Here is a 20,874-nt window from a genome sequence, read left to right on the forward strand (position 1 = left end):
GTGCAATATCGCGTACAATGATAATATCGCTTCCTTTGGCGATTTTTAGTGACGACTTAAATCTAGAAAAAATTAAATATTTTCAGTTGCTTAATTTTTTAAAGTCGCACGGAATGCCGGAACGCCAGACAATCACCCGCAATATCTAAGCTTGTGTTTTTCCCGCGTCGCCACATTTTACCCTAAAGTCGAAACCAGACTTACGAGTGCGGGCTTAAGTTCGCTCTGGTTGCAACGCGGCGTGGGTGGACGCCGCCCAATAGGGGTGACTGATGTGACTGTCGATCAGAACCTATCCTCCCGTATCAATTTGATGCGTATATTGCTGATCTCTGGAATCGTGTTCGTCCATGTGCCGCACGATGCCGAAACCAGCCCTTTTCTTGGCCTTTACGGCTTCTTCGACTGGCTGCGTGTTTTTCTGGGCGACGCCCTGTTTCGCATCGGTGTGCCCTGTCTCAGCGCGATATCCGGCTATCTGCTGTTTCGTCGCGGCATGAGCGGGTTCGATTATCCGGCGACGATCCGTTCGAAGTCGAAAACGGTGCTGCTGCCCTTCCTGCTGTGGAATGGCGCGTTGTTTGCCGCAATTTTGCTTATCCAGCTGTTTGACGTTGGTGTGGGTTATTTCCCGGACCTCTGGAACGCCAGCCCGCGTGAAATCATCAGCCATGGCACGGCGCTCGAAGAACTGCCGGTAAACGTGCCGCTTTATTTCCTGCGCGACCTGTTCGTCTGCATCCTGCTGTCGCCGGTGCTCGCATTTCTCATGCGCCGCTTTGCGCTGCCAACGCTCGCTATCCTGCTCTTCATAACCGCCATGCCTGATCTGACGATCTTCATAGTCCAGAAGAAATCGATCCTGTTCAGCTTCTCACTGGGCATCGCACTTGCGCTGCACCGCGTCGATGTCAAGGCACTCGATCCCTACGCCTTCCCGATCATGGCGCTGACCTTTGTCGCTGCGGCCATGCTGGCAACAGGCCTCTATTTCACCGGCCCGGAGTTTACCTTCTGGCTGAACATGTCTCGCAATTTGCTCGCTGTTTTCGGCGCGCTCGGTTTCTGGGCGTCGTCGGCGCTTTTGATCCGCAGCAGGCTCGGCAAGCGGCTTTCCGAAACCGGAAGCCTCAGCTTCTGGATATTCTGCGCTCACTATCCGTTGCTCGTCATCATGTGGATGGTCTGGAACAAGGGCGGACCCGATTTCTACCCCGCCTTCTATGTCATCGCCACGCTGTCCGCCTTTGTCATTCTGGTGGTGAGCAATGCACAAACCCGCAAATACCTGCCGGCCGTCTATGCCGTGCTGACCGGAAGCCGGAACGGCAAACGCAAGACAACGTCCGAATTCGCTGCAAAACGGGCCTCCATGATCGGCCCGCCCACATCCGAAACACTTTATTCGCAACGACAGAGGTGAACCAATGACAACATTTGTCACCCGCGTTCAGACACGCATTCTTCTCGCCGCCGCCCTGCTGGCGACACCCTTCACGACACCGAGCCAGGCACAAGAAGGCAACGGTGCATCCTTCATCGAGAATTTCGATCAGATGGACCGGTCGTTCTGGTACGTCTCCGACGGCTGGAACAACGGTGCGCATCAGAACTGCACCTGGTCGAAGAAACTGGCCACGGTGGAAAACGGCCAGCTGACGCTTGGTTTTGAGGAAGCAAAGTCCGGCGACCGCAACTTCGCCTGCGGTGAAATCCAGACCAAGGGGCGTTATCGCTACGGCACCTATGAAGCACGGATGAAAGCCGCTACCGGCTCCGGATTGAACTCCGCCTTCTTCACCTATATCGGCCCGACCGACAAAAAGCCCCATGATGAAATCGACTTCGAGGTTTTGGGCAAGAATACGGGCAAGGTACAGCTGAACCAGTATATTTCCGCCAAGGGCGGCAATGAGAAACTGGTGCCGGTAGAAGGCGGAGCTGATGCTGGCTTCAACGATTACGCCTTCGTGTGGGAGCCTCAGCGCCTGCGTTACTACGTCAACGGCAAGCTCGTTCACGAAGTCACGGATGAGACCAAGATTCCGCAGAATGCCCAGAAGATTTTCTTCAGCCTGTGGGGAACCGACACGTTGAAGGACTGGATGGGTGCCTTTTCCTATTCCGGCGCAACACAGATGATTGTTGACCGCTTCGCCTTCACGGCGCTCGGCGACAAATGCCAGTTTCCCGAATCCATCGCCTGCGCCCTTAACTGATTGCTTTTTTAAACCTGAGCCTCGGCGTCCTTGACGTATGAAACCAACCGGAACCCATGCATGATCCATGTTCTTTATCTCGCGCATGATCTGTCGGACCCCGCCATTCGCCGGCGGGTGTTGACCTTGCTTGCGGGCGGCGCGCGGGTCACGCTGGCGGGCTTCCGGCGCGGACAGAACCGGCTTGCAGAGATCGAGGGCGTGGTGCCGGTCATTCTCGGAGAAACCGCCGATGGGCGGTTTCTTCAGCGCATGGCAGCCGTCGCCAAAGCCAGCCTCTCGCTCGGCAAAACATTACGCGGCATCCCCATGCCCGACGTCATTCTTGCCAGAAACCTGGAAATGCTGGCTCTCGCAAAACGGGCCATGTCGCTTTACGACCGCCAGCCGGCACTGGTTTACGAATGTCTCGACATTCACCGCCTGCTTCTCAATGAGGGCAAGCCGGGGCAGCTTCTCAATGCGGCCCAGCGCTATTTCGCCCGGGATGCCAAGCTGCTGGTGACGAGTTCTCCAGCTTTCGTCGAGCATTATTTCAAACCCGTTTCCGGCCTGAACCTTCCCGTGCTGTTGCAGGAAAACAGGGTGCTGGCGCTTGATGCCGCTGTAGCAGCCACCCCACAACCGCGCCCACCTGCCCCCGGCGAACCGTGGAAAATCGGCTGGTTTGGGGCGCTTCGCTGCCGCAAATCGCTCGAAATCCTCGCCGATTTTGCAAGGCGCATGGATGGCAAGGTCGAAATCATCCTGCGCGGCCGGCCGGCCTATTCGGAATTTGCGGATTTCGATGGTTTCGTGGCTGCCGCGCCGCATGTGCATTTCCACGGGGCCTACAAAAACCCTGAAGATCTGGCCACCATCTATAATGAAGTGCAGTTCACCTGGGCGATCGACTTCTTCGAGGAAGGCCAGAATTCAAGCTGGCTGCTGCCCAATCGGCTCTATGAGGGATGCCTTTACGGCACCCTGCCGATTGCACTTGCAGGCACGGAAACGGCTCGTTTCATCGAAAAGCGCAATATCGGTTTTGTTCTGCAAAATGCCGGTGCAGATGATCTGGCCGCTCTTTTCAACACTATGACTCCACAAACGTATACGGACGCCTTCGACGCCCTCTCGGCACTCGATAAGAAACAATGGCTGACCGACCGCGACGATTGCCGTCAGCTGGTCCAGCAATTGTCCTCTCTTACAAAATCCGCTTCCGGCCATGCCCGTGAAGCTGCGTTTTCACCCGTGTAGTGCGTAGGGGGCAAATCATGGAAGGTCTTGGTCATTCCGGCATCAGAACTCTGATCGTCATTCCCTGCCTCAACGAGGCAAAGACGATCGAGGCGTTGCTGCGAAAATTCACCGGCGCGATGGATGGGCGTATTTTCCGCATCGTTGTTGCCGATGGCGGCAGCACGGACGGCACGCGCGACATCGTTTCCGCCTTCGCCGTAACGGATGACCGCGTTACGCTCCTTCCCAATCCCAAGCGCATCCAGAGCGCCGGCATAAACCTGGCCGTATCCACTTTCGGCGAGGATTTCGACTACCTCATCCGCATCGACGCCCATGGCGATTATCCGGATGATTATTGCCAGCGGCTGATTGAAGACGCGGATCGCACCGGCGCGGATTCCGTCGTGGTCGCCATGGATACGGTCGGGCACGGCCTGTTCCAGAAGGCGACGGCGATTGCGCAGAATTCCAAACTCGGCAATGGCGGCTCAAAGCACCGCGAAGGCGCCAAGGGACACTGGATCGACCATGGCCACCACGCGTTGATGCGGATCGCCGCCTTCGACGCGGTCGGTGGTTACGATGAAAGCTTCAGCCACAACGAGGATGCCGAACTGGATTTCCGGCTGCGCAAATCCGGTTTCCGTATCTGGATGACCGACAAGACCCGCATGACCTATTATCCGCGCGCTAGCGTCATGCCTCTGTTCAGGCAATATCTCGCCTATGGCCGTGGCCGGGCAAAGAACCTGCTGAAACATCGCTCGATCCCGAAGATCCGTCAGATGATTCCGCTGGCTGTCCTGCCGGTCTTCGTGCTTGCCCTGCTGTCGCTTGTGCATTGGGCAGCACTTATTCCGCTTGGCCTCTGGATCGCCGCATGTGTGGGTTATGGCTTGTGGATGGCAATAGGTCAGAAAAACCCATACGGCCCGCTCGCCGCCTTTTCCGCAATGGTGATGCATCTGGCGTGGTCCACCGGCTTCTGGCTGGAACTCCTGAAATTCCGGGGAAAAAAGGCTGTCTCATGACCGACCTCATCGTCACCGAACCACACAATTCAAAGACCGTCGATATCGGCATCTGTACCTACAGACGTCCGGCGCTGGTCGCCACACTTCTGTCACTGTTCGAACTGGAAGTGCCCGAAGGCGTGACAGTTCGCCTGATCGTTGCCGACAATGATGAGGAACCAAGTGCCAAGGCAAGTGTGGATCGGCTGCGCGAAACTTCGCCTTTCGAGATCGCCTATGTCCATTGCCCGAAATCGAATATCTCGATTGCCCGCAACGCCTGCCTCTCTGAGAGCCGGGCGGACTATCTGGCCTTTATCGACGATGATGAGACCGCCCCGCCGCACTGGCTGGCCGCACTTATGGAAAAGGCAGGCGAAACCGGCGCGGATGTCGTTCTTGGCCCAGTGACGGCGGTTTACCGTGAGAATGCGCCGGGCTGGATGAAACGTGGCGATTTTCACTCGACCGTGCCCGTCTGGGTGAATGGCGAGATCATCACCGGCTACACCTGCAACACGCTTCTCAAGATGGACGCCCCATCGGTAAAGGACCGGCGTTTTGCGCTGGCGCTCGGCCAGAGCGGCGGTGAGGACACGCATTTCTTCTCGCATCTCCATGCTTCGGGCGGTCGCATCGTCTTTGCGCAAAAGGCCGTGCTCTCCGAGCCGGTGCCGGAAAACCGCGCCCGTTTCATGTGGCTTGCCAAACGTCGCTTCCGCTCCGGCCAGACCCATGGCCGTGTGCTTGCCGAAAAGAAACCCGGCGCAAGACGCGTGATGCAGGTGCTGAAGGCAGGATCGAAAGTTCTCTATTGCGCCGTCTTTGCCGCGCTGAACGGTTTCAACGCCGTGCGCCGCAACCGCTATGCCCTGCGCGGCGCCTTGCATCTCGGCTCGGTAAGCGGCGCCTTCGGAGTGCGCGAAATCCGCCAATACGGCGCGGTGGAGGCAACCTGATGGAGAACCTTAACCCTCAGCCCGATATCAGCTTCGTCATTGCCGCCTATAATGCCGCAGAGACGATCGAAGCCGCCATTCAAAGTGCGCTTGAACAGCAGGGCGTGACACTGGAGGTGATCGTCGTGGACGACCGCTCCGCCGACGAGACGATCTCGCTCGTCGAGGCCATTGCGGCCAACGATCCGCGTGTCCGGCTGCTTGCGCTTGAACAGAACCTCGGACCGGGAGGCGCGCGCAATGCCGGTATCGACGCAGCAACCGGACGCTTTATCGCAGTTCTCGATTCGGACGACGTCATCCGCCCCGACCGTTCCGCCTGCATGATGTGCCGGGCAGATGCGGCCAATGCGGTGATCGCTGTCGACAATCTCGATGTCGCCTATACGGACGGCAGGCCGATGGAAACGATGTTCGCAGAGGAGTTTCTGGAGGAAAGACCCGTCCTTACCCTTGAGGACTTCATTTCCTCCAACATCCTTTTCCGCTCCACCTTCAACTTCGGCTACATGAAGCCGATGTTCCGGCGCGATTTCCTAAATAGCGAGGGATTGCGTTTTCGCGAGGACATCCGCATCGGCGAGGATTACATCCTGCTTGCCTCGGCGCTTGCCGCCGGCGGCCTTTGCGTCATCGAGCCGAAACCGGGCTACATCTATAATATTCGCGAGGGTTCGATCTCGCGCGTCCTCGAAATCCACCACGTCGAAGGAATGATGCGGGCGGACCAGGAGTTTCTGAGCCACTACGCGCTGTTGCCCGCCGCCATGGATGCGCAGCAGGCCAGAAGCCGTAGCCTGCAACTGGCCCGTAACTTCCTGACATTGGTGGAAGACATCAAGCGCCGCTCGATTATCGGCGCGCTGAAGACAACGATCAGAGATCCCGCCGTGCTGGGGCATTTGAGAATGCCCATTGCCGTGCGGCTGAAGAGGTTGCGGAACGCGATGTTTGCGCCCGCGGCAAATACTGGGGTGAAAAGGCAGATTTCGTAAAATTTGTGAGCGGACAAATCTGTACGCGAAAAATCTGCAAGCGGACTGGGGACAGATCAAACCTTGATGAAGGAGAACGCGATGGACCTGAACAAAACTGTCAGAAAAGCCGTCATTCCCGTAGCCGGCAACGGCACGCGGTTTTTGCCCGCCACCAAGGCGATGCCGAAGGAAATGCTCACGATCGTCGACCGGCCGGTCGTGCAATATGCCGTCGATGAGGCCATGCAGGCCGGCATCGAGCACATTATTTTCGTAACCAGCCGTAACAAGACCGCCATCGAAGACTATTTCGACAGCGCGCCCGAGCTTATCAACACGCTCACCCGCTCCGGCAAGACGGTGCAGGTGCTGCAGCTTGAAAAGATGCTGCCAGTCGCAGGCACAGTCAGCTACACCCGCCAGCAGGTGCCGCTCGGCCTCGGCCACGCGGTTTGGTGCGCGCGCGAACTGGTGGGCAAGGAGCCTTTTGCGCTGCTTTTGCCTGATATGGTTTCCTATGGCGCACGCGGCTGCATTGCCGGGTTGATGGAACTCTACGACGAAGTCGGCGGCAATATCCTCGGTGTTGAGGAATGCCTGCCGGAAGAAGTGTCATCCTACGGCGTCGTTGGTGTCGGCCAGAAGGTCAATCACGGCTTTGCGGTGACCGAAATGGTCGAGAAGCCGGAACCATCCAGGGCGCCTTCGAATTATTATCTCAACGGCCGTTATATTCTGCAGCCGGAAATCTTCGACATTCTCGCCAAACAGGAGCGTGGCGCGGGCAACGAAATCCAGCTGACTGACGGCATGAAGCGGCTCGCTGAGAAGCAGGCCTTCCATGCGCAGAAGTACAGCGGTCGCACATTCGACTGCGGCAGCAAGCAGGGCTTCATCGCCGCCAATGTCGCTTTCTCGCTGATGCGTGCCGACATGGAGGCGCAGGTTCTCGCTTCCGTCAAGGAACTCGTCGCAAACCATGAAAGCCGCGTTCAGGCGGCCTGACTTTAATCGTGCTGCCGGGGAGGCGGTCGGCACATCAATAACGGGGGGCGGGAAGCCGAGCGTTGCTCGGCTTCCCGCGTACCATTTTTAATTCACAAGGTAGGTCCATGCACCACAAGACCTTTAAATCCAGCATCGGTTTTCCGGATCCCGGCAAGGATGCCGACACATTTATTGACCTCGATCGCCTCTGGGCAGCCGTGGTGCGCCGCGCCAATGTCATTGCCGCCTCGGTCATCGCCGCTGTGGTTCTGGCCGGCCTTTATCTGGTGCTTGCAACCCCCGTTTACACCGCGATGACTCAGGTGCTTCTGGATGAAAGCCTTTCCCGTTACGCGGAAGAGGAATCGCCGGTACCTGCCGCCCAGATCGTCGACAACCGTATCGCCAGTGCTGTGGAAATTCTGAAATCCAAGGAAATGGCGCTGACCGTGGTCGACAAGGCCAAGCTCGACGAGAACGACACCATCGTCAATCCGTCGCTGTCGCCGGTCGATCTCGTGAAATCTTCCGTGCGCGGTATCGTCGATCTCATCCTGCCCGGAGATCCGCCGGCCTCCGAAGCGGCAATCCGCGCCGGACGCCGCGAAAAGGCAGCCGCCGTGCTGCAACAATCGCTGATCGTAGAGCGTGTCGGCCGCAGTTCGGTCATCGCCATTTCCACCCGTTCGACGGATCGGCAGCTTGCCGCGCTCATCGCCAAGACCTATGCGCAGGCCTATCTGACCGAACAGCTGAACGCCAATTTCGACGCCAGCGAGCGCGCTTCTGTGTGGCTTCAGGAGCGCATGAGCGACCTGAACCAGCGTGCGCAGGCCGCCCAGCTTGCCGTCGAAAAATTCAAGACGGACAATAATATCGTTTCTTCGCGCGGCGAGCTCATGTCGGAAGGCCAGTTGGCCGATCTCAACGGCCAGCTGATTGCCGCGCAGGCGGATGTCGCGACGGCTGCTGCACGTTATGGCCAGTACAAATCCATCATCGACCGGGGACCGGATGCAGCGGTTGACAATGCAGTCGTTTCCGCACGGGATGCCGATAACTCGGTCATTCAGGACCTTCGCAAGCGCTACATCACGATCTCTGACCGATTGCAGGGCGTCGTCCAGCAATTCGGCGCCGACCACCCTCAGGCGGTAGCGCTGGAGAGTGAGAAGAAAGAAATTGCAAGGCAGATATTCCAGGAACTGCAGCAGGTTACGGGCAGCCTGAAGAACGAATACGACGTCTCCAATTCCCGTGTGCAATCGCTTCGCGACAATATCGACCGCGTGGCGGGCCGCAATTCGCAAGCCAATATCACTATGGTGCAATTGCGTGAGCTGGAGCAGCGGGCAACCGCTCTGCGCACACTCTACCAGTCCTACCTCGGCCGCTTCGAAGAAGCATCCCAGAAGCAGTCGCTGCCGATCGCCAAGGCCCGCATCATCTCCGAAGCGGGTCTGCCGACAGCTCCGTCCAGCCCGAAAAAGACGATGACCATGGCGCTTTCCGTCATTCTCGGCCTTATGCTGGGCGGCGGCATCGCAGCGCTTCTTGAGTTCCGGGATCGCTTTTTCCACACCGGCAACGATGTGCGCGACAATCTGCGCATGCGTTTTCTGGGCTACCTGCCCTTTATCGGGGAACGGGGTGCAGAAACCGCAAAGTCGGGTACCCCTGCCGCCACCCCCGGCAGCGAGAGCACGACCATCGACGAAAACGGTCAGGTCTCGTTCCAGAAAATGCTGCGCCTTGCCGTCGACAGCCCGCGCTCAAGCTTTGCCGAGACGCTGCGCAACGTGAAGCTGACGGCTGATGTCGTTATCCAGGAACGCCAGTGCCGGGTAATCGGCGTCATCTCATGCCTGCCGAACGAGGGTAAATCGGTCGTGGCGCTCAATCTCGCCGGTCTGATCGCCTCCACCGGCAAGCGCACGCTTGTGGTGGATGCCGACATCCGCAACCCCGGCCTCAGCCGCATGCTGACAACGCGGCAATCCGCCGGTCTGGTGGAGGTCGTGCTTGACGAGATACCGTGGACGCAGGCAGTGAAGGTCGATACCCGCACGAAAATGGGCATCCTGCCGGTTTCCACCAGCAACCAGTTTGCCCATTCAAGCGAGCTTCTTGCCTCCTCCGGCATGCGCAAATTCATCGAATCGGCGCGTGAGGCCTGCGACTACATCATTGTCGACCTTGCACCCGTCGTTCCCGTCATCGACGCTAAAGCCTTCGCACCGCAGGTCGATGGTTTCGTCTTCGTTACGGAATGGGGCAAGACGCCGATCCAGATGGTGCAGAACCTGATGGCCAACGAACCGCAGATTGCCAACAAGACGTTGGGGATCGTGCTCAACAAGACCGATATGACGGAATTGCAGCGTTATGCAGGCCCCGGTGGTTCTGAGCACTATCACGAGACATTCGCGGCCTATTACGGCGACGCCAAACCGCCGGTGAAGGAAAACGCCTGAATGGTGTAGCGGCCCGGTGCAAACCGGGCCGCTTTTTTTTTGCAGCTCAAATTTTGCTATCCAGCCTATGGCGTTGCCCGCAAAATTACGCATTGATGGCGACCAACCAATCGCCAGCAAGCAGGACCAGTTTCATGCCATCACCCATCGCTCTTGTTTCGCGGATGAATGCGCAAGCGGAAGCCATCTGGAAGCAAGCGCTTCGCGACGCCATGCCGGAAGAGGAAATCCTCTCCTTTTCCGAATTAAGCGGGGAGCAGAAACGCGCGGTGGACTTCGCCATCGTCGCCAATCCCGATCCAGCCGATATTGCAGCCTTGCCGGGTCTTTCGTGGATTCACAGCCTGTGGGCGGGTGTCGAACGGCTCGTTCTGGAACTGGGAGACAAGGCGCCGCCGATCGTGCGGCTGAAAGACCCGGAGCTTTCACGCGTGATGGCGGAAGCCGTGCTGGCATGGACATATTACCTGCAACGCGACATGCCGGCCTATCGCGTAAACCAGCAAAAAGCCCTCTGGCAGGAACTCGATTATCGGCATCCGGGCGAGATGACCGTCGGCCTCCTCGGCCTCGGCGCGCTCGGAACGGCTGCGGCGCAACGCCTGCTTCATGCAGGCTTCAACGTTTCCGGCTGGAGCCGCTCGGCCAAGGCAATCGAGGGAGTGGCAACGCTGACGGGCGATGACGGGCTGGGGGACTTGCTGGAAAAAAGCGACATTCTCGTCTGTCTGGTGCCGCTGACCGATGCGACGCGCGGCCTTCTGAATGCCGACCGTCTCGGCGCCATGAAAAAGGGAGTCGCACTCATCAATTTCGCCCGCGGAGCCGTCGTCGTCGCCGATGACCTGATCGCGGCGCTTGATTCCGGCCAGCTTTCGCATGCGGTTCTCGATGTCTTCGAACAGGAGCCGCTACCTCACGCTTCCGCATTCTGGCAGCACCCGAAAGTGACCGTCCTGCCACATATTTCCGCGCCGACAAGCCGGGAAAGTTCAGCGAAAATAGTGGCAGGCAATGTCAAGACATGGCGTGAAACAGGTACGCTGCCGGAAACGGTCGATATGACGCGCGGTTATTGAGACAGGATGGCGGGCGGTTTATTCGCCCGCCATCGTGTTTGCCGTATGGGCCAGTTCGACAGCTGAGACGATCTGCTGTTCGTCATAGGGCTTGGTCAAAAGCACTGCCGTTTCCGGCGCCCCGTTCGGCAGTTGGTTGTCTCCCGTGGCAAACACGATGGCTAGTCCCGGTTTCCGGCGCAATGCCTCAACCGCCAGCTCGCCGCCCTTCATGTCCGGCAGGCCTATGTCGGTAACGAGAACATCGATCTCTTCCGTCTCGATCGCCTTTAGCGCCTGCACAGCATTTCCGGCCTCGACGACGGCAAAGCCGTTATCGGCCAGCATCTCGGTCGAATTCATCCGGATCAACTCGTCATCCTCAACAAGAAGCACGCAAACCGATCTGGTCTCGTCTCCGACGACCTGCGCGGATTCGGGGGTTTTGGAATGACGCGGTGATGATACCGGCCTCGTCTTGGCGAGAGAAACCTGCTTGCGATTGGCGATGACATGGCGGATGCGCCGCGCCAGCGCTTCGCGCGTGTAAGGCTTGGAGAGCAGTTCCACCCCGGAATCCAGCTTGCCGCCATGCACGATGGAGTTTTCCGTATAACCGGATGTGAAGAGAACGGCGAGATTAGGCAACCTTTCCTGCGCCCGGCGCGCCATTTCCCGGCTTTTCAAAGGTCCCGGCATCACCACATCGGTGAAGATTACGTCAATCGGAATGCCGCTTTCGACCACCGTCAAACCAGCCTGCGCATCGCGGGCAGTGAGCACGCGGTAACCGAGATCGCTCAGTGTCTCGACGACGGTGCTGCGCACCTCCTCGTCATCCTCCACCACAAGGATCGTTTCCGTGCCACCCTCGACGGGGCCGGTCGGTATCACCACTTCCCTGTCCTCGTCGGCGGCGGATCGCGGTAGATACATCTTCACCGTCGTGCCCTGCCCCACCTCGCTATAGATGTTGACATGGCCACTGGACTGTTTTGCAAAACCGTAAACCATCGAAAGGCCGAGACCGGTGCCCTTGCCTTCCGGTTTCGTCGAAAAGAACGGCTCGAACACCTTTTCCAGAATGTCCGGCGACATGCCCGATCCGGTATCGGTAACAGCCAGCATGACATATTGCCCCGGCGAGACTTCCGAATGCTTGCGCGCGTAATCGCGATCGAGAACCGCATTGCCGACCTCGATTGTCAGCTTGCCGTGCCCTTCCATGGCATCACGCGCATTGATCGCCAGATTAAGGAGAGCGTTTTCCACCTGGTTGGGGTCGGCATAGGTATTCCACAGGCCGCCGGAGGTGATGACCTCAACCTCGATCGCCTCACCAAGCGAACGGCGCAGGAGATCGTCCATGCCGGTAACGAAGCGGGAGATGTTGATAACGCGCGGTTCCAGCGCCTGACGACGGCCAAAGGCCAGAAGCTGGCTTGCAAGCTTGGCACCGCGATGAACGCCGGCCAGCGCATTTTCCAGCCGCCGTTCGGCACGCTCGTTGCCAATCACGTCCTTTGACAGCAATTGCAGATTGCCCGCGATTACCTGAAGAAGATTGTTGAAATCATGCGCGACGCCACCGGTCAACTGGCCGATGGATTCCATTTTCTGCGCCTGCTGCAACGCTCTTTCGGTCTGGCGGCGCTCGGCGATTTCCGTCTCGACCCGCGCTTCCAGCCCTTCATTCAATTGGCGAAGCTGCTCTTCCGCTCTTATGCGGTGGCGAATCTCGCGTTCCAGATTGCTGGCATGTTCTTTAAGCGTGTTCTCGGCCAGCCGCTGTTCGGTGATATCCGTGTGGACACCCACCCATTCCGCAATATCACCGGAATTGTCGAAAATCGGAACGCCACGGATCGCAAATGTGCGGTAGACGCCGTCATGGCGGCGAACGCGATGCTCCCAAATATAGGTCGCCCGCGCGGAAACGGCTTTTGTCCAGCTTTCCAGCGAATGGTCCCTGTCTTCGGGATGAACCGCTTCGACCCAGCCGAACCCCTGATACTCGTCGAAGCTCTGCCCGGTAAGTGCACCCCACGCAGGCTGCTCACCCAGCATCATGCCGTCGGCGGTATTGGTCCAAAGCACGCCGTGGACCGCATCAACAGCGGCGCGGAAACGGTTATTGCTAAGCACGATTTCGTGCTCGGAACGTTTCCGGTCCTCGATATCGATGATCAGCACATAAATGCCGTCAACCGAACCATCTGCGATATAGCGGGGAACATAACGGATTTCGGCGGCTCGCTTGCTGCCATCCGGTCTGCTGATCACCGTATCCGAAACGATCTTTTCGCCGCCGAGCGCACGATCGAGATAGGCCCTGCGCGAACTGAAGAACGCGTCTCCAACAATTTCCGGAACGCTACGGCCGATCACCTCCTCGGCGCTGCGGCCGAACCACTCCAGATAACCGTCATTGGCGAATTTATAGACATAGTCGCGATCGACATATCCCACCAGGATTGGCAGGGCATTGGTAAGCCGGCTCAGCTCCTTGCGGCTCTGCTCCAGCGCCTCCACGGCCTTCACCTTTTCGGTGTTTTCAAGCACCGTGCACAGGACGCCGTCCACCGCGCCGCCATCATTGTAGATCGGCGTATAGAACAGATCGAAGATCACCTCTTCCGGCTGACCGTGCCGCATCAGCGTCATCGGCTGGTCGCGATAAGCCATGACCTCGCCACGAAAGCCAGCCTCCAGAATGCGGCTGTTCCAGTCCCAGATCTCGGGCCAGATACCTGGCACCGTTCCGCCCAGCGCCCGCGGGTGATAATTGCCGGCAATTTCCGCATAGCCGTCATTGTAGATCATCACATGATCCGCACCCCACATCAGCACCTGCGGAATGGGAGAGTTGACGACGGAATTGGCCTTCTGCCTCAAATTCTGCGGCCAGTCGCTAATCGGACCGAGCGATGTCTTCGACCAGTCGAAGCCACGCACAAGCTCACCCGTTTCACCGCCGCCGATCGGCCATACCGGGGCAGCACGAAGATTGGTCATTCAATATCACCACAAAAAAGAGACGAAATTTTCCGTAGTACAGAACGGAATAAATGTCCAAGAAAACAGAAACTTCTGCTTGTTGTTCACGGCTTTTCAGAAGCGCGACCGGCAAGACTGGGGAATTCGCACGCCGCAAATTTCGCAGAAGCACCCCACAAGCGTGATGATTGATTGACGATTGCCATCCTCAATACGCCAAAAACTGCCGCAAACGGAACGGCAACAAAGTAATTATTAACGCTCAATGCGGGTGCTGGCGGTCGCGGTGCCGTCAGCGCCCGGGTCTTCGCACACCGCGACCAGAGGGAACAAAAATGAAAATACTTTTGGGTGCCACAATTCTTTCCGCCGGCTTCGCCCTTACAGGCGGTGCAGCCTTTGCTGCGGACTGTGGAAACGTCACGATCGCCAGCATGAACTGGCAATCCGCTGAAGTCGCCGCCAATCTCGACAAGATCATTCTGGAAAAGGGTTACGGTTGCAGCGCTGAAATCGTCACAGGCGACACCGTACCGACATTGACCTCCATGGCCGAAAAGGGCCAGCCTGATATCGCGCCGGAGGCCTGGGTCAGCCTGCAGCCGGAAATCGTCAAACAGGGACTTGAGGGCGGCAAGGTCGTGGCGGCCGCCAAGATTCTGTCGGACGGCGCTGTGCAGGGATGGTGGATCCCGAAATATGTCGCCGATGCCAACCCCGATCTCAAGACCATTCCTGATCTCTTCAAACATCCCGAGCTCTTCCCCTCGCCTGAAGACAAGGCAAAGGGCGCCGTCTTCAACGGCCCGCAGGGCTGGGGCGGCACCGTCGTCACCGCCCAGCTTTTCAAGGCTTTTGGTGGTGAAAAGGCCGGCTTCACCCTGGTGGACACCGGTTCCGCCGCAGGTCTCGACGGCTCGGTCGCCAAGGCTTACGAAGCGAAACAGCCGTGGGTAGGCTATTACTGGGCTCCGACCTCGCTGCTCGGCAAATATGAGATGGTGAAGCTCGGCTTCGGCACGGAATATGACTCTGCCGAATGGAAGCGCTGCACCTCGGTTGCCGATTGCGCGGACCCGAAGCCCAATGCATGGCAGGTTGACGACGTGCAGACGCTGGTCAGCAAGACCTTTGCCGACCGCGCCGGCCCGGCCATGGACTATCTGAACAAACGCGCCTGGACCAACGACACCGTCAACAAGCTGATCGCCTGGATGACCGACAATCAGGCAACCGGCGAAGATGGCGCGAAACACTTCCTGAAGGAAAACGAGGCTCTGTGGACGGGCTGGGTTTCCCCCGACGTCGCGCAAAAGGTCAAGGCTGCCCTCTAAAAGGGTGGCACGACATATGTGGTCGACAGCTTGGCCCGCCAATGGCGGCGCCCGGCCGTTTTTAAGTTCCGGAGCGCGGCGGATATTGCCCGCCGGCCCCGGTTCGTCGTGGAGAACAGGATATGGATTGGCTTTTCAAATTTCCGACCATGAATGACGATGCCCTGCGTGCGCTGAAGAAAGTGATCGACGAGGGGTTTCGGGGTTTCACCAGAGCCTATGGCGGCACGATAGAGGGGCTGTTCACACCGCTCCAAAGCTTCCTCATCTGGGCGGAAAGGCTTTTGATCGGCACCCCCTGGCCGGTCGTTATTCTTATTGTCGGCGTACTCGCCTGGTTTGCCAGCCGCAGCGCCACCATTGTTGGACTATGTTGCGGTATTCTCTTTGCCATCGGCTGGTTCGGCATGTGGGAAGACACGATGAAGACGATCTCGATGATCTTCGTCTGCGCCGTGCTCTCGATCGTGATCGGTTTGCCGATTGGCATCGCCATGGCGCGGTCCAACCGCCTGCAGAGTATCGTGAACCCCGTTCTCGACGTCATGCAGACGATGCCGAGTTTCGTCTATCTCATTCCCGTCGTCATGCTGCTCGGCATCGGCCGTGTCCCGGGCGTCATCGCCGTGGTGATCTACGCCATTCCGCCGATGATCCGGCTTACCAATCTCGGCATCCGCATGGTTGACCGGGACGTGCTGGAAGCGGCAGACGCTTACGGTTCCTCGAAGCGCCAGAAGCTTTTCAAGGTGCAGCTGCCGCTTGCACTCCCCACCATCATGGCGGGCATCAACCAGACAATCATGATGGCGCTCGCCATGGTCGTCATCGCCTCCATGATAGGTGTTCAGGGCCTTGGCCAGCCGGTTCTGAAGGCCATCGCCAACCAGTATTTCACGCTCGGTGTGTTCAACGGCCTGGCAATCGTCGGCATCGCCATCATCTTCGACCGCATCAGCCAGGCCTACGGCCTTCGCCTGCAAAAACACCGGGAAGTGGCGCATGGCTAGTCAATCGATCGAAATCCGCAGCCTTTACAAGATTTTCGGCTCCAAGGCGGAGAACTACATCGACGCCGTGAAGGGCGGCATGTCCAAGGCGGAACTGAACGCCAAGCACGGCCATGTGCTCGGCCTAAGCGACATCAACATCACCATGCCGGGCGGGCAGATCACCGTGATCATGGGCCTTTCCGGCTCGGGAAAATCGACGCTGATCCGCCACGTCAACCGCCTGATCGACCCGACAGCGGGAGAAATCCTTTATGGCGGAACGGATGTCTGTCGCCTCAACGAAGCGGAACTTCTGGAATTCCGCCGCCACAAGACGGCGATGGTATTCCAGAAATTCGGCCTGCTGCCGCACCGCAACGTGCTGCAAAACGTCGTCTATGGCCTTGAGGTGCAGGGCGTCGACAAGGGCGAGCGGGAAGAAAAAGCCGACGTCTGGATCAAGCGGGTGGGGCTGGAAGGCTTTTCGAGCCATTATCCGAACCAGCTTTCAGGCGGCATGCAGCAGCGCGTGGGTCTCGCCCGCGCGCTGACCAACAACGCCGAAATCCTGCTGATGGACGAGGCCTATTCGGCACTTGATCCACTCATCCGCGTCGACATGCAGACAGTGCTGCTGGAATTGCAGAAAGAGCTGAAGAAAACCGTCGTCTTCATCACCCACGATCTGGATGAGGCTCTTCGGCTGGGAGACAAGATCGCCATTCTGCGCGACGGCGAGATCATCCAGCAGGGTACGGCCGCCGAAATTGTCATGAGTCCGGCAGACAGCTATATCGAAGCCTTCGTGGAAGAGGTCAACCGTGGCCGGGTCATTCGTCTCGGCGCCATCGTCCAGCCGGAGTTTTCCGGCCAGTCGCGTCTTCAGCTCGATGCGGACATGACCGTCGAGGAAGGCTTGCGCGCGCTCGTCAGGGAGGATGTCGGCAGTGCCATCATCATCGGCGAAAACGGCAAGTCACTCGGCTCCGTCACCACGGATGCCATCATGCGCTGCCTCGTCAGGACCACGCCAAGCGCGGAAAAAAAACTGGCCGAGGCCGGTTAGGCCAAGCCGTCGAGCCATTTGGTCATGCCCCTGGCGGCGGCCTTGCCAGTGGCAAAACAGGCGGTCAGCAGATAACCGCCGGTCGGCGCCTCCCAGTCCAGCATTTCCCCGGCAGCAAAAATGCCGGGGAGTTTTTTCAGCATGTAGTTCTCATCGATACCTTGCCAGTCAACGCCCCCAGCCGATGAAATCGCCTCGGCAATCGGTCTCGTCCGTGCAAGCGGTATCTCCGCATGTTTGATTCTTGCGGCGACCAGATCATCCGGCATCGCCGAGATATCGTGAAAGATTTCCCGCAGAAGTCCGACCTTGACGGCGGAGAGGCCCACGGCCTTCCGCAACCGGTTTGCAAAACTCTCCTTGCGGCCAAGCTTTGCCAGATCCCGGCCAAGGCGCTCCACGGTACGTCCCGGCGCCAGATCGACAGCGAGTGTCGCCTTTCCCGTGTGTTCCAGCTGGTCGCGAAGTGCGGCGGAATGGGCATAGATGACGCTGCCCTCAATGCCGTGCTGCGTCACCACGAACTCACCCTGAAACGCTCCGGCCGGGGAAATGGTGGTGACGGATTTCAACGCCTCACCGGCAAAACGCTGCCGGAAGACATCGCTCCAATCGACATCAAAGCCACAATTGGCGGGGCGGAAAGGGTTAAGCTCCACGCCTTCAGCCGCGAGTGCCGGCACCCATGCCGCATCCGAACCCAGACGCGGCCAGCTTGCGCCGCCGAGCGCCAGAAGAACGGCATCGGCCTTCATGAAGACATCGCCCTCCGGTGTCGCGAAAACCAGCCCGTCTGCGGAAAAACCCATCCAGCGATGCCGCGTCTTGATGATAACGCCGTGTGCCTCCAGCCGGGCAAGCCATGCCCGCAACAGCGGCGAGGCCTTCATGACCGTCGGAAACACCCGACCTGACGTGCCGACGAAGGTCTCCTGCCCCAGACCTTGCGCCCAGTGACGCAGCGCGCCGGGCGTGAAATCATCGAGGGCGGCGCGCAGCTTTTGCTCCGCGTCGCCAAAACGGTGGAGGAAAATGTCGTAGTCTTCGGCATGGGTGATGTTGAGACCGGATTTTCCGGCCATCAGCAATTTGCGCGCGACGGTCGGCATGGCCTCGAACACCGTTACGGCATGGCCAGCCGCAGACAGCACTTCGGCCGCCATCAGGCCCGCTGGCCCGCCGCCGACAATCGCGACCTGCCTTGCCTTCTTCAAAACCCGCTCCATCGCATCTTCGCCATTGTGGCCTTATACCGATTTCCGCGCGCGAATATATGCGATATTGAAGCGCGCATGTTCACGCTCGACCGACCCGTCACCTTTTCGCAGGATATCAAGAAAAGCCGCTTCATTGCCTTTGCAGCACCTGTCACTGGCGAGGAGGATGCGAAAAGCTTCCTTGCGGCGCATTCTGACTTCGACGCAAACCACAATTGCTGGGCATGGCGAACCGGCCAGACCTATCGTTTCAGTGACGACGGCGAGCCTTCCGGCACGGCGGGAAAGCCAATCCTTCAGGCTATCGACGGTCAGGCCCTGGACAATGTCGCGGTCCTCGTCATCCGCTGGTTCGGCGGCATTCTGCTCGGCAGCGGCGGCCTCATGCGCGCCTATGGCGGCACGGCGGCGGCCTGCCTTCGGCTTGGCGAGACGTCACCGGTCATCGCCTATGTCAGCGCGACCTTGAGCTGCCCGTTCTCCGATCTGGCCCTGGTAAAATCGCGCCTCGCCGCCACGCAAAACCTGCGAGTGGAAAAGGAGGACTTCACCGGCACCGGCGCGGATATGCAGCTTTCGGTTCCCGTAGAGGAAGCCGAGCGTCTGACACGGCTCATCAGCGATCTGACCAGTGGCCGCGTCAATCTTCATATTCCGGACTAATCATATTGCGCGGTGGGCATCTGGCCCCATGCCCGATTTGTGCTAAGGAAGCGCAATGTCATCTGAGCTTTCCAACCCCGTCTATAATCCGCCGCTCGAACCGTGGCTCACTATCGTGCACCGGGATGACGATCTACTGGTGCTGGACAAGCCGAGCGGACTTCTTTCGGTGCCGGGACGCGATCCCGCGCTCTCCGACAGTCTTTTGACGCGCGTGCAGAAACAGTTTCCAAAAGCACTGATGATCAACCGGCTGGACAAGGATACATCAGGCATCGTGTTGATGTCCCTGAACCGCAAGGCGCACGCGACCGTCGCCGCCCAGTTCGAGAACCGCCAGACCCGCAAATCCTATGTTGCCGTCGTCTGGGGTGAAGTCGAGGGTGAAGAGGGCAAGGTGGACCTGCCACTTGCGATCGACCCCGAGAACAAGCCCCGCCACCGGGTGGACCACGACCATGGCAAGCCGGCGCAAAGCCTTTGGCGCGTGCTGGAAAGATTGCCGCTTCCCGCTACGAGGCTCGCACTTGCCCCTCTCACCGGCCGCACCCATCAATTGCGGGTGCATATGAAAGCTCTCGGCCACCCTATCCTTGGCGATGAATTTTATGCAGAAGGTGAAGCGCTCGCCGCCGCGCCGCGTCTTATGCTGCATGCCGAGGCGGTGGGCTTTCGTCACCCGGATGGCCGCGACGTCACCTATACCGTGCCCTGCCCCTTCTGAGGCCTGCGATGAAAGAACAAGACGAAAGCTTCGTGGTGGATTTTGTTGGCGGTGCGGTCGGTCACCGTTTCCGCTCCGGCGAGGGGCGCGGACAGGCTCTGCCGAAGGCCGCGGGCTTCACCAAAGGCCGCACGCCAAAAATCGTCGATGCTACGGCAGGGCTCGGGCGCGATGCCTTTCTGTTGGCGTCACTCGGAGCCGAAGTTACGCTGATAGAGCGTTCACCCGGTATGCACGCCCACCTTGCTGACGGCATTCGCCGCGCATTGGAGGCGGGTGGAGCCTATGCCGAGGCTGCCTCCCGCATGACGCTGCTGCAGGGCGATTCCCGGCTTCTGCTGAAAGAACTTTCACCGGAGGTGGTGATCGTCGACCCAATGCATCCGCCGCGCCACAACACGGCGCTGGTGAAAAAGGAGATGCGGGTGCTGCGGGAACTGGTGGGATCCGATCCCGATCAGGTAGAGCTTATGGAGGCTGCGCTTGAACATGCGACGAAGCGGGTGGTTCTAAAATGGCCTCTGCGCGCCGAACCTATGCCCGGCATTCGCAAGCCTTCGCACCAGATAACGGGAAAGAACACCCGATATGATGTTTTCATGATTTTCGGAAAATCTCTCGATCCGGAGGACTGATCAGCGGAAGTTCGGCTTGCGCTGAGCGTTCATTAAAAGCTCGTGCCGGGATGCGAATTCTCCGAACAGCCTTCTCAACCGTGTCTCCTCGGCCTTGTCCAGCCGGTAACGGCGGCAAAACTCCGCAACATTGAGAATTGGCTTGGCTCTGTTCCCGTCTATGTTCTTGTTGTCGATGATCTGCATGGCGGCGCCCTCCGTGTAACCAGGGGGAAAACGTAGGCGTGGGCTTGCGGTTCCCTGTAAGTTTACATGGATGAAAAAAGAGGATGCCGCCCGTACACGGCCTCATCAAGTTTTCTTGAAACTATCGCAAGAAACGAATTCCTCCC

18 protein-coding genes are annotated in these 20,874 nt (G+C 58.8%); 15 read left to right on the top strand and 3 right to left on the bottom strand.

The features are described 5' to 3' along the window. Nucleotides 1-274 precede the first annotated feature (274 nt). The 9 genes from AC5SEO_RS22025 to AC5SEO_RS22065 all read left to right on the top strand — a co-directional run bounded on the left by AC5SEO_RS22025 (nucleotide 275) and on the right by AC5SEO_RS22065 (nucleotide 10,935). Complete coding sequence (locus tag AC5SEO_RS22025; protein WP_004431750.1) at nucleotides 275-1,423, top strand: acyltransferase family protein; 1,149 nt, start codon at nucleotides 275-277, stop codon at nucleotides 1,421-1,423. Nucleotides 1,424-1,427: 4 nt separating this feature from the next. Beyond that, nucleotides 1,428-2,219, top strand: coding sequence for an endo-1,3-1,4-beta-glycanase ExoK (gene exoK / locus AC5SEO_RS22030; protein ID WP_004431747.1), 792 nt, complete (start codon nucleotides 1,428-1,430; stop codon nucleotides 2,217-2,219). A 60-nt stretch (nucleotides 2,220-2,279) separates the two neighbouring features. Beyond that, entirely contained in the window at nucleotides 2,280-3,461 is a 1,182-nt protein-coding gene (locus tag AC5SEO_RS22035; protein ID WP_004431744.1) for a glycosyltransferase family protein, read from the top strand. 17 nt (nucleotides 3,462-3,478) lie between these two features. Next, complete coding sequence (locus AC5SEO_RS22040) at nucleotides 3,479-4,477, top strand: glycosyltransferase family 2 protein (protein ID WP_004431741.1); 999 nt, start codon at nucleotides 3,479-3,481, stop codon at nucleotides 4,475-4,477. Next, on the top strand, nucleotides 4,474-5,418 hold the full coding sequence (locus AC5SEO_RS22045; RefSeq protein WP_004431738.1) for a glycosyltransferase family 2 protein: 945 nt from the start codon (nucleotides 4,474-4,476) through the stop codon (nucleotides 5,416-5,418). The genes AC5SEO_RS22040 and AC5SEO_RS22045 overlap by 4 nt, the downstream gene beginning before the upstream one ends. Further along, nucleotides 5,418-6,413 carry a glycosyltransferase family 2 protein gene (locus AC5SEO_RS22050; RefSeq protein WP_004431734.1) on the top strand — a complete coding sequence of 332 codons (996 nt, stop codon included), beginning with the start codon at nucleotides 5,418-5,420 and terminating at the stop codon, nucleotides 6,411-6,413. The genes AC5SEO_RS22045 and AC5SEO_RS22050 overlap by 1 nt, the downstream gene beginning before the upstream one ends. Nucleotides 6,414-6,494: 81 nt before the next feature. Next, complete coding sequence (locus AC5SEO_RS22055) at nucleotides 6,495-7,400, top strand: UTP--glucose-1-phosphate uridylyltransferase (RefSeq protein ID WP_004431732.1); 906 nt, start codon at nucleotides 6,495-6,497, stop codon at nucleotides 7,398-7,400. A 107-nt stretch (nucleotides 7,401-7,507) separates the two neighbouring features. After that, on the top strand, nucleotides 7,508-9,856 hold the full coding sequence (locus tag AC5SEO_RS22060; protein WP_004431729.1) for a polysaccharide biosynthesis tyrosine autokinase: 2,349 nt from the start codon (nucleotides 7,508-7,510) through the stop codon (nucleotides 9,854-9,856). Nucleotides 9,857-9,990: 134 nt separating this feature from the next. After that, nucleotides 9,991-10,935, top strand: a complete 945-nt coding sequence (locus AC5SEO_RS22065) for a 2-hydroxyacid dehydrogenase (RefSeq protein WP_025595240.1) — start codon at nucleotides 9,991-9,993, stop codon at nucleotides 10,933-10,935. Between the two features lie 18 nt (nucleotides 10,936-10,953). Here AC5SEO_RS22065 and AC5SEO_RS22070 read toward each other — a convergent pair whose 3' ends face one another. Further along, nucleotides 10,954-13,929, bottom strand: coding sequence for a PAS domain-containing protein (locus AC5SEO_RS22070; RefSeq protein ID WP_004431725.1), 2,976 nt, complete (start codon nucleotides 13,927-13,929; stop codon nucleotides 10,954-10,956). Nucleotides 13,930-14,246: 317 nt separating this feature from the next. On the opposite strand from AC5SEO_RS22070, the gene AC5SEO_RS22075 reads away from it, so the two are divergent. The 3 genes from AC5SEO_RS22075 to AC5SEO_RS22085 all read left to right on the top strand — a co-directional run bounded on the left by AC5SEO_RS22075 (nucleotide 14,247) and on the right by AC5SEO_RS22085 (nucleotide 17,303). Next, nucleotides 14,247-15,245, top strand: a complete 999-nt coding sequence (locus AC5SEO_RS22075; RefSeq protein WP_004431723.1) for an ABC transporter substrate-binding protein — start codon at nucleotides 14,247-14,249, stop codon at nucleotides 15,243-15,245. A gap of 122 nt (nucleotides 15,246-15,367) precedes the next feature. Next, nucleotides 15,368-16,255: an ABC transporter permease gene (locus AC5SEO_RS22080; RefSeq protein ID WP_004431720.1), complete on the top strand. Its 888-nt coding sequence runs from the start codon at nucleotides 15,368-15,370 to the stop codon at nucleotides 16,253-16,255. After that, the gene (locus AC5SEO_RS22085; protein WP_174068985.1) at nucleotides 16,248-17,303 is read left to right on the top strand and encodes a quaternary amine ABC transporter ATP-binding protein; all 1,056 of its coding nucleotides are present in this window, start codon (nucleotides 16,248-16,250) and stop codon (nucleotides 17,301-17,303) included. Before AC5SEO_RS22080 ends, AC5SEO_RS22085 begins: the two co-directional genes overlap by 8 nt. Here the strand turns inward: AC5SEO_RS22085 and AC5SEO_RS22090 are convergent. Then, on the bottom strand, nucleotides 17,300-18,529 hold the full coding sequence (locus tag AC5SEO_RS22090; protein ID WP_174043319.1) for a TIGR03862 family flavoprotein: 1,230 nt from the start codon (nucleotides 18,527-18,529) through the stop codon (nucleotides 17,300-17,302). The two genes, AC5SEO_RS22085 and AC5SEO_RS22090, sit on opposite strands and share 4 nt — an antisense overlap. Nucleotides 18,530-18,595: 66 nt before the next feature. On the opposite strand from AC5SEO_RS22090, the gene AC5SEO_RS22095 reads away from it, so the two are divergent. Genes AC5SEO_RS22095 through AC5SEO_RS22105 form a run of 3 tightly spaced genes read left to right on the top strand, consistent with a single transcriptional unit; the run spans nucleotide 18,596 to nucleotide 20,542 of the window. Beyond that, nucleotides 18,596-19,183 (top strand): IMPACT family protein, encoded by a 588-nt coding sequence (locus AC5SEO_RS22095; RefSeq protein ID WP_019566553.1) that lies wholly within the window; start codon nucleotides 18,596-18,598, stop codon nucleotides 19,181-19,183. A gap of 55 nt (nucleotides 19,184-19,238) precedes the next feature. Next, nucleotides 19,239-19,907, top strand: coding sequence for a pseudouridine synthase (locus tag AC5SEO_RS22100; RefSeq protein ID WP_004431711.1), 669 nt, complete (start codon nucleotides 19,239-19,241; stop codon nucleotides 19,905-19,907). 8 nt (nucleotides 19,908-19,915) lie between these two features. Then, on the top strand, nucleotides 19,916-20,542 hold the full coding sequence (locus AC5SEO_RS22105) for a class I SAM-dependent methyltransferase (protein ID WP_004431708.1): 627 nt from the start codon (nucleotides 19,916-19,918) through the stop codon (nucleotides 20,540-20,542). Here AC5SEO_RS22105 and AC5SEO_RS22110 read toward each other — a convergent pair whose 3' ends face one another. Next, entirely contained in the window at nucleotides 20,543-20,728 is a 186-nt protein-coding gene (locus tag AC5SEO_RS22110; protein WP_004431706.1) for a hypothetical protein, read from the bottom strand. It lies immediately after the preceding gene. Between the last annotated feature and the right edge of the window lie 146 nt (nucleotides 20,729-20,874).

This window comes from Agrobacterium sp. K11, assembly GCF_059429395.1.